The organism is Streptomyces sp. NPDC033131 (assembly GCF_055578365.1).
On record NZ_JBVIPA010000024.1, the window covers coordinates 85,343 to 92,368 of the forward strand.

Sequence of the window (7,026 nt, forward strand, 5' to 3'; positions counted from 1 at the left end):
GGTGTCCCCGCACGCGGTGGCGGGCCCGGCGGCCCTCGCGCTGGACCCCTCCCGTCTCCTCGGCGGGGTGCACATCTCCTTCTGGCTCCCGACCGCGGTCCTGACCGCCGCCCTGGCGATCAAGCTGCCCAGCATCGTCAAGATGTGGCGGGACCCGCTGCTGCGTGCCGTCGGCGGTCTGCTGCTGTTCGCCTGCGCGGTGTTCGTGTTCGCCGCCCCGGGCACCATCGCCTGGACCAACCGGGTCACCGGCGTCCCGAACATCTCGTCGCCCTGGGTGTACTCCCTGCTCACCACGCTCTGCGCGTCCTGGCTGCTGCTGATCATCGCCTGGCGCAACGGCCTCACCGACCGTGCGCACCGCACCCGCCGCGCCACCCGGTGGGTCGTCTCCGTCTACGCGGGGGTGATCGTCACCCTGTGGGTGCTCTTCGCGCTCGCGGACACGCCCGTGGAACGGCTGCGGGACCTGGACACCTACTACGCCAACACGCCGTTCATGCGCGAGCAGATCGTGCTCTACCTGACCGCGCACACGGTCGCCTCCACGGTCACGGCCCGGCTCGTCTGGAACTGGATCCGCACCGACGGCCTCGACGCCTGGCTGCGCTGGGGGCTGCGACTGCTGGGTGTCGGCTTCACCACGAACCTGTTCTTCGCCGCGGCCAAGCTCACCGCCGTGATCGCCCGCTGGACCGGTCACGACCTGGACTGGCTGTCCACCAACGTGGCACCGTCGGCCGCCTGCGTCGCCGCCACCCTCGTCGCGGTCGGCTTCATCGTCCCGCACGCCGGCCAGTACCTCCAGGAGCGCTGGCGGCTGCGGGAACGCCACCGGCGCCTGCGGCCCCTCTACCTGCTGATGCGGACCGCGACGGGCGGCCGCGAGCCCTTCACGCTGCGCGCCACCGCCGAACTGCGCCTGATCCGCCGCGAGACGTTCATCCGCGACGGGCTGCTCCACCTGGCCCGGCACCTCGACGAGGACCTGCGCGCCCGGTCCTACGAGGCCGCCGTCGCCCTCGGCTTCGAGCGCGGCCGGGCACAGGCCCTCGCCGCCGCCGTGACGATCGTGGACGCCGCCTCGGGTGAGCGGCCCCCGGAGGGGGCGCCGGAAGCCGACGGCGAAGGGCAGCCCTCCGAGCCGGACACCACGTATCTGCTGCGGGAGATCCAGGCCGTCTCCGAAGCCCTCCGCAGCCCCGACGACATCTTGGCGGTGCGCACCCGCGCCGCCGCCCCGGCAGAGAGCGTGTCCGCGCATGACTGAACCACCCACCCCCGCCAGAACCGCCGTCGTGCTGGGGGGCTCCCACACGGGCATGCTCGCGGCACGCGCACTGGCGGAGTTCGCCGACCGGGTCGTCGTCGTCGAACGCGACGTACTGCCCGAAGGTCCCGAGCCCCGCAGGGGACTGCCGCAGGCGCGGCACGCCCACATGCTGTGGTCGGGCGGCGTGCGGGCGGTGGAGGAACTGCTGCCGGGGGCCACCGGCGCGCTCCGGGCGGCCGGGGCGCGCCGGGCGCCGGTCACCACCGACATGGTCGTCCTCGGCACGCGGGGCTGGTTCCGGCGCTGGCCCGAGTCCCACCACGTGATCCTGGCCGGCCGGGACCTGCTGGACGCGACGATCCGCGCCCAGGTCCTCGCGGACGAGCGGATCCACCTGCTCGGCGGGACCGAGGTGGTGGGGCTCGAAGGTACGGCGGCCGCGGTCACCGGCGTGCGGGTGCGCGGGCGCGACGAGGGCGAGCGGGTCATCGAGGCCGGCCTGGTCGTCGACGCCACGGGCCGCGGCTCCGGGGCCTCCCGGTGGCTCACGGCCCTCGGACTGCCCGAGGCGGAGCGGCGCGAGGTCGACTCCGGGCTGGTGTACGCCAGCCGTCTCTACCTCGCACCGGAATCGGCCCGGGACGGCTACCCGGTCATCAACGTGCAGCCCGACCTCCGGGAAGGGGTCCCGGGCCGGGCGGGCTTCCTGCTGCCCATCGAGAACGGCCGGTGGATCGTCACCCTGAACGGCACCCAGGGCGGCGAACCCTCCGCCGCCGGCGACGACTTCGTGCGGTTCGCCCGCGAGGAGCTGCGGCACCCGGTGATCGGCGAACTGCTGGAGCAGGCCGAGCCGCTGACCGACGTGTCGGTCACCCGCACGACCCTCAACCGCCGCCACTTCTTCGAACGGATGCCGGTCTGGCCCGAGAACTTCACCGTCCTCGGCGACGCCCTGGCCGCGTTCAACCCCCTCTACGGTCACGGCCTTTCGGTCGGCGCCCAGAGCGCGCTGATCCTGCGGAAGGTGCTACGGCGTCAGGGATGGGGCGCGCCCCGGCTGGCCCGGCGGGTCCAGAAGGCGGTGGTCCGGCCGGTCGGCGCGGCCTGGGACCTCGCCATAGGCCAGGACGTGTTCTACCCGGGCGCCACGGAGAACGGCCCCACGCTCAGGGACCGGCTCCTGGCCGGGTACGTCGACCGGCTCATGTACACGGCCACGGGCAACGGCCGGATCGCCCGCCGGGTGACCGACGTGACGTCGCTCGAGCGGGGGGCGGCGGTGCTGCTGTCCCCGTCGGTGCTGCTGGCGGCGGCAGTGGGTCCGCTCAAGCCCCCGCTGAACGGACCCCCGCTGACAGAAATGGAGCGAAAGGCCGCCGGCCTGGCGTGACACCCGCCGAGCCACGGGCCGTCCGCCACCAAGACCGCGGACGGCCGCTGCCGCCGAGCCGCACGGGGTGCGCCCGCCGAACCGGCTCCCGCACGGACAGACACGGCATCCCGCGGCGGCCGGGCTCGCGGGACGCAGTCCGAGCCGCGCGCGGCTCGGCCGCCGGGGCGCACCGGAGAGACCCGGCACCGCTGCCGGGCTCCCGCGACACTCTCTGACCCCGCACGGCTCAGCCACCCGGCCAACACCCGCACCGGAGAGACCCGGCACCCGGCCGCACGAACCAGCCCCCGCCACCACGGGCCGTCCGCCACCGAGGCGACGCACGACCAACGCCGCCAAGCCGCGCGCGGCTCGGCCACTGAAGGCTCCCCGCAGGTCCGCGGCGGTCGGCTTGTGTGACGCCCGTCAAGCCGCAGGCCGTCTTCCTGCGGAGCCGCGGACGGCCGGAACCAGCAAGCCGCGCGCCGAGCAGCGCTCAGCCAGCGAACGCCGGTTGCGCCAGGCCCTTGCCCGCTCCCGGCACCACCAGCAGCGAGCCCGCCACCGGGTGTGGTGCGGACAGCCCGACGCGGGCTGTCGTGATGTACAGGTCGGTCAGGTCGGCGCCGCCGAACGCGCAGGCCGTCACGCGGGGCGTGGGCAGGTCGACGACGCGCTCCAGTTCGCCGGCCGGCGAGTAGCGGCGTACCGCCCCGCCGTCCCACAGGGCGACCCACACACAGCCGTCGGCGTCGACCGTCAGGCCGTCGGGGAAGCCCGCGTCCTCCTCGATCTGCACCAGCGGGCGCCTGTTCAGGGGGCGTCCGTCGGCGAAGTCGAAGACGTCGACGCGGCGGGTCGGCGAGTCGATGTAGTACATCAGCCGGCCGTCGGGGCTCCAGCCCGTGCCGTTGCTCACCGCCACGTCGTCGAGGACGACGTCAGCCGTGCCGTCGCCGGTGATCCGGGACAGCGTGCCGCCGCCGGGTGCCTCGTCGTAGCGCATGGTGCCGGCCCACAGGGAGCCGTCGGCGGCGACGGCGGCGTCGTTGGCGCGGCGCCCGGCGACGGGCTCGTGGTGCAGCCAGCGGAACGTGTCGTCGGGGTCCAGGAGGCCGACGCCGTCCCGGAGGTTGAGGACGAGGCCGCCGCCCGCGCGCGGCTTGGCCGCGCCCACGTGCTGGTCGGTGGTGCGGGAGGTACGCCGGCCGGAGACCGGGTCGTAGGTGTTGACCCGCGAGCCCAGGATGTCGATCCACAGGAGCCGGCCGGCCGCCGCGTCCCACGTCGGGCCCTCGCCGAGGGTCGCCTCCGCCCGGACCGCCACCTCGTACGCGGAGGTCACGGCATCCTCCGGTGGCCGAGCCGCTCGGACAGTTCGGCGGCGCCCTTCGCGGCGAGCTGCTCCAGCTCGACACGGCGGTCGTCGCTCCAGCGGATCATCGGCACCGAGATGGACAGCGCGGCGACGACCCGGCCGGTGCGGTCCTGCACCGGCGCGGCCACACAGGAGACGTCCGGGTTGGACTCGCGGCGCTCCACGGCGACCCCGCGCTGCCGGATCTCGGCAAGGGCCTCGCGCAGGGCGTCCGGCCGGGTGATGCTGTTGGGCGTCATCGCGACCAGATCGGCGTCTTCCGGGACACGCGCCGCCAGCTCGTGCTCGGGGAGGGAGGCCAGCAGCATCTTCCCGACGGAGGTGCAGTGGGCGGGCAGTCGCCGGCCCGCCGCGGAGACCATGCGCACGGCGTGCGTGGAGTCCACCTTGGCGATGTAGATGACGTCCGTGCCCTCCAGGATGGCCACGTGCACGGTCTCGTCGCAGGTCTCGGCGACCGTGCGGGCCACCTGCTGGCCCTCGGCGGCGAGGTCGAGCTGCTCGGCGTACCGGCTGCCCAGCTGGTACGGCCGTACGCCGAGCCGGTAGCGTCCGGGCTGTCCTGGCACCTGGACGATGTAAGACCGGGCGGCGAGCGTGGTGACCAGCTCGTGGACGGTGGTGCGCGGCAGCTGCAGCCTGCGCACTATGTCGGGGGCGGAGAGTGTCCCGTCCCCGTCGAGAAAGAGCTCGAGAATGTCGAGAGCTCGGGTCACCGCAGGTACCAGGCGTCCCACGACCGGCCCCCTCCCTTGTGGTCTCAGTGTCTGTGTTCGAAATTTCAACAGACGATCGGCATGACGAACACAGGCTAGTCATAGAGGTATGTCCGGGCAATGGGCACGGCAGGTCACTTCCGCCTCACGCGTACAACCTTTCCTCCACCGAACCGTCATATCTGTGGAACTCCCATGGGGGGAGCTGGTTTCGAGCTATGGAGTGGTTGATGATTCGCGATTTCGCCGGCCTGCGCCGTGTCCGACTCAGACGCGGCGCCGCTGCCCTGGCCTTAGTCACACTGGGCGCGGGCGGCTGGGCCTCGGCGCCCACCGCGACCGCCGCCTCAGCGGTGGCCGGCTCGGCGTGCGTGCCGACGGCGGGCTTCACGGGCTGCCGACTGTACGACTTCACCGGTGACAAGGAGAGCTTCCAGGTCCCGTCCGGCGTGAACTCGCTGGACGTGCGGGCCTGGGGGCAGGGCGGCTGGGGCAGCAGCATGGCGACCGGCGGCGCGGGCGGATACGCCGCGGGCTCGCTGAAGGTCACGCCCGGCGAGACGCTGTCCGTCGCGGTCGGCGGGTACTACGTCGGCAAGGCGTTCGGCGACGCGCGGGGCGGCGCCGGCGGGGGCGGCTGGGCCGAGCCCGGCGGCAACAGCAGCGCCATCCGCACCAGCGGCGGCGACGCGCTGGTGATCGCCGGCGGCGGAGGCGGCGCCGGCGGCATCTCGATGGGCCACGGTTCCGGCGGTGCCGCGGGCGGCGAGAAGGGCCAGGACGGCTCCGAGTCGACCTTCGGCGGCAAGGGCGCCGACAAGAACACCGGTGGCGCGGCGACCGGCAACGGCGCGGCGGGGGCCGACGCGACCGCGGGCGGCCGCGGCGGTGCCGGCGGCAAGGGCAGCTCCGGCGGTGGCGGCGGCGGTGCCGGTTACGCGGGCGGCGGCGGTGGCGCGGGCACGGACGACCCGACCGGCAAGGGCAGCGGCAGCGGCGGAGGCGGCACCAGCTACGCGAACCCGGACCGGGTGACCGACGCGCGGGTGTTGGGCGGCGACCGCTACACGGCGCCCGCGAAGGACGACCCGTTCTGGTCGAAGGGGTGGGAGCCGGAGACCGAGGGGATCGCCGAGGGCGGCGCCAACCTCATCGGCGGCAACGGCCGCGTGGTGATCCAGTGGAAGGGTGCCGTCGCGCCCGCCGAGCTGAGCCCGGCCTCCGCCCCGGAGCAGTCCGTCGAGCCGGGTTACGAGGTCCCGCCGATGGCCGCGGTGGTCCGGGACAAGGACGGCAAGCCGGTCGAGGGCGTCTCGGTGAAGCTCGCGATCGACGACCCGCAGAAGCTGGGCCTGAACTTCGGCGAGCGTGAGAACACCACGTCCGTCGTGCTGGCGAGCGACGCCCAGGGCCGCGTGGAGACGCCGGTCATCTACATCAGCAGCAGCAAGAAGGGCGACTTCACCGTCCGGGCGACGGCGCCGGGTGGCCTCTCCACGACGTTCACCGTGCACGTCAAGAACCTGGCGAACGAGGTGAAGGTCGCCGGCGGTGACAAGCAGCAGGCCGAGCCCGGCGAGCCCTTCGCCGAGGCGCTCCAGGTCCTGGTGACCGACGAGGGCAAGCCGGCCGCCGGCGCGAAGGTGAACTACCTCGTCCAGAGCACCAGTTCGAACCGCCCCAAGTTCGAGGGCAAGGCCGACGGCGTCCAGGCGACGGCCGACGCCGAGGGCAAGGCCACGTCGCGCGAGCTGGTCGCCGGCACGGAACTCGGCACGTACACGGTCGTCGCGACGGTCGGCACCGGCGGCGCGTCCGCGACCTTCACCGTCGAGGTCGTCGAGAAGGTCGAGAGCGACCCGTCGGCGTCGGCCTCACCGTCGCCCAGCCCGTCCGGCTCCGCCGACGGCGTCACGGGCGGCACCGGTGACGACGACGGCTCGACCGCGGGTTCCGGCAACGACAACTCGACGCAGACCACCGGCGGCGGCGGTCTGGCCAGCACCGGTGCGGGCGGTATCGGCCTGATCGCGGGCGTGGCCGCTCTGCTCGCCGCCCTGGGCGTCGCGGCGGTGCGCTTCTCGCCGCGGCTGCGGACCCGTTTCCAGAGCCGGTCCTGACCTCCCGGAGCAGATGATCCCCTGACCGGGGTGGGGGGGGGGGGGGGGCCCCCCCCCCCCCCCCCCCCTTCCCCTCCCGGTTGCAAAAAGGCAGGACCCAGAAACCTTTCCCCCCCCATTTCCTCAGCAAGGCGAGGGGGGGACGTCCGGACCCCCGGCGATCT

At 73.9% G+C, this 7,026-nt stretch carries 5 protein-coding genes; 3 read left to right on the forward strand and 2 right to left on the reverse strand.

Annotated elements, in window-relative coordinates; genetic code table 11:
• The first annotated feature begins 16 nt into the window (after positions 1-16).
• Together ACZ5XS_RS27735 and ACZ5XS_RS27740 are read left to right on the forward strand one after the other, a co-directional pair.
• Positions 17-1,270, forward strand: a complete 1,254-nt coding sequence (locus tag ACZ5XS_RS27735; RefSeq protein ID WP_468655825.1) for an MAB_1171c family putative transporter — start codon at positions 17-19, stop codon at positions 1,268-1,270.
• Positions 1,263-2,666, forward strand: coding sequence for an NAD(P)/FAD-dependent oxidoreductase (locus tag ACZ5XS_RS27740; protein ID WP_468655729.1), 1,404 nt, complete (start codon positions 1,263-1,265; stop codon positions 2,664-2,666). Before ACZ5XS_RS27735 ends, ACZ5XS_RS27740 begins: the two co-directional genes overlap by 8 nt.
• Positions 2,667-3,144: 478 nt before the next feature.
• Here the strand turns inward: ACZ5XS_RS27740 and ACZ5XS_RS27745 are convergent, their stop codons facing one another.
• Positions 3,145-3,993, reverse strand: coding sequence for an SMP-30/gluconolactonase/LRE family protein (locus ACZ5XS_RS27745; RefSeq protein WP_468655731.1), 849 nt, complete (start codon positions 3,991-3,993; stop codon positions 3,145-3,147).
• Entirely contained in the window at positions 3,990-4,763 is a 774-nt protein-coding gene (locus ACZ5XS_RS27750; RefSeq protein ID WP_468655733.1) for an IclR family transcriptional regulator, read from the reverse strand. The genes ACZ5XS_RS27745 and ACZ5XS_RS27750 overlap by 4 nt, the downstream gene beginning before the upstream one ends.
• Positions 4,764-4,972: 209 nt before the next feature.
• On the opposite strand from ACZ5XS_RS27750, the gene ACZ5XS_RS27755 reads away from it, so the two are divergent.
• Complete coding sequence (locus tag ACZ5XS_RS27755) at positions 4,973-6,862, forward strand: hypothetical protein (RefSeq protein WP_468655735.1); 1,890 nt, start codon at positions 4,973-4,975, stop codon at positions 6,860-6,862.
• The last annotated feature ends 164 nt before the right edge of the window (positions 6,863-7,026 follow it).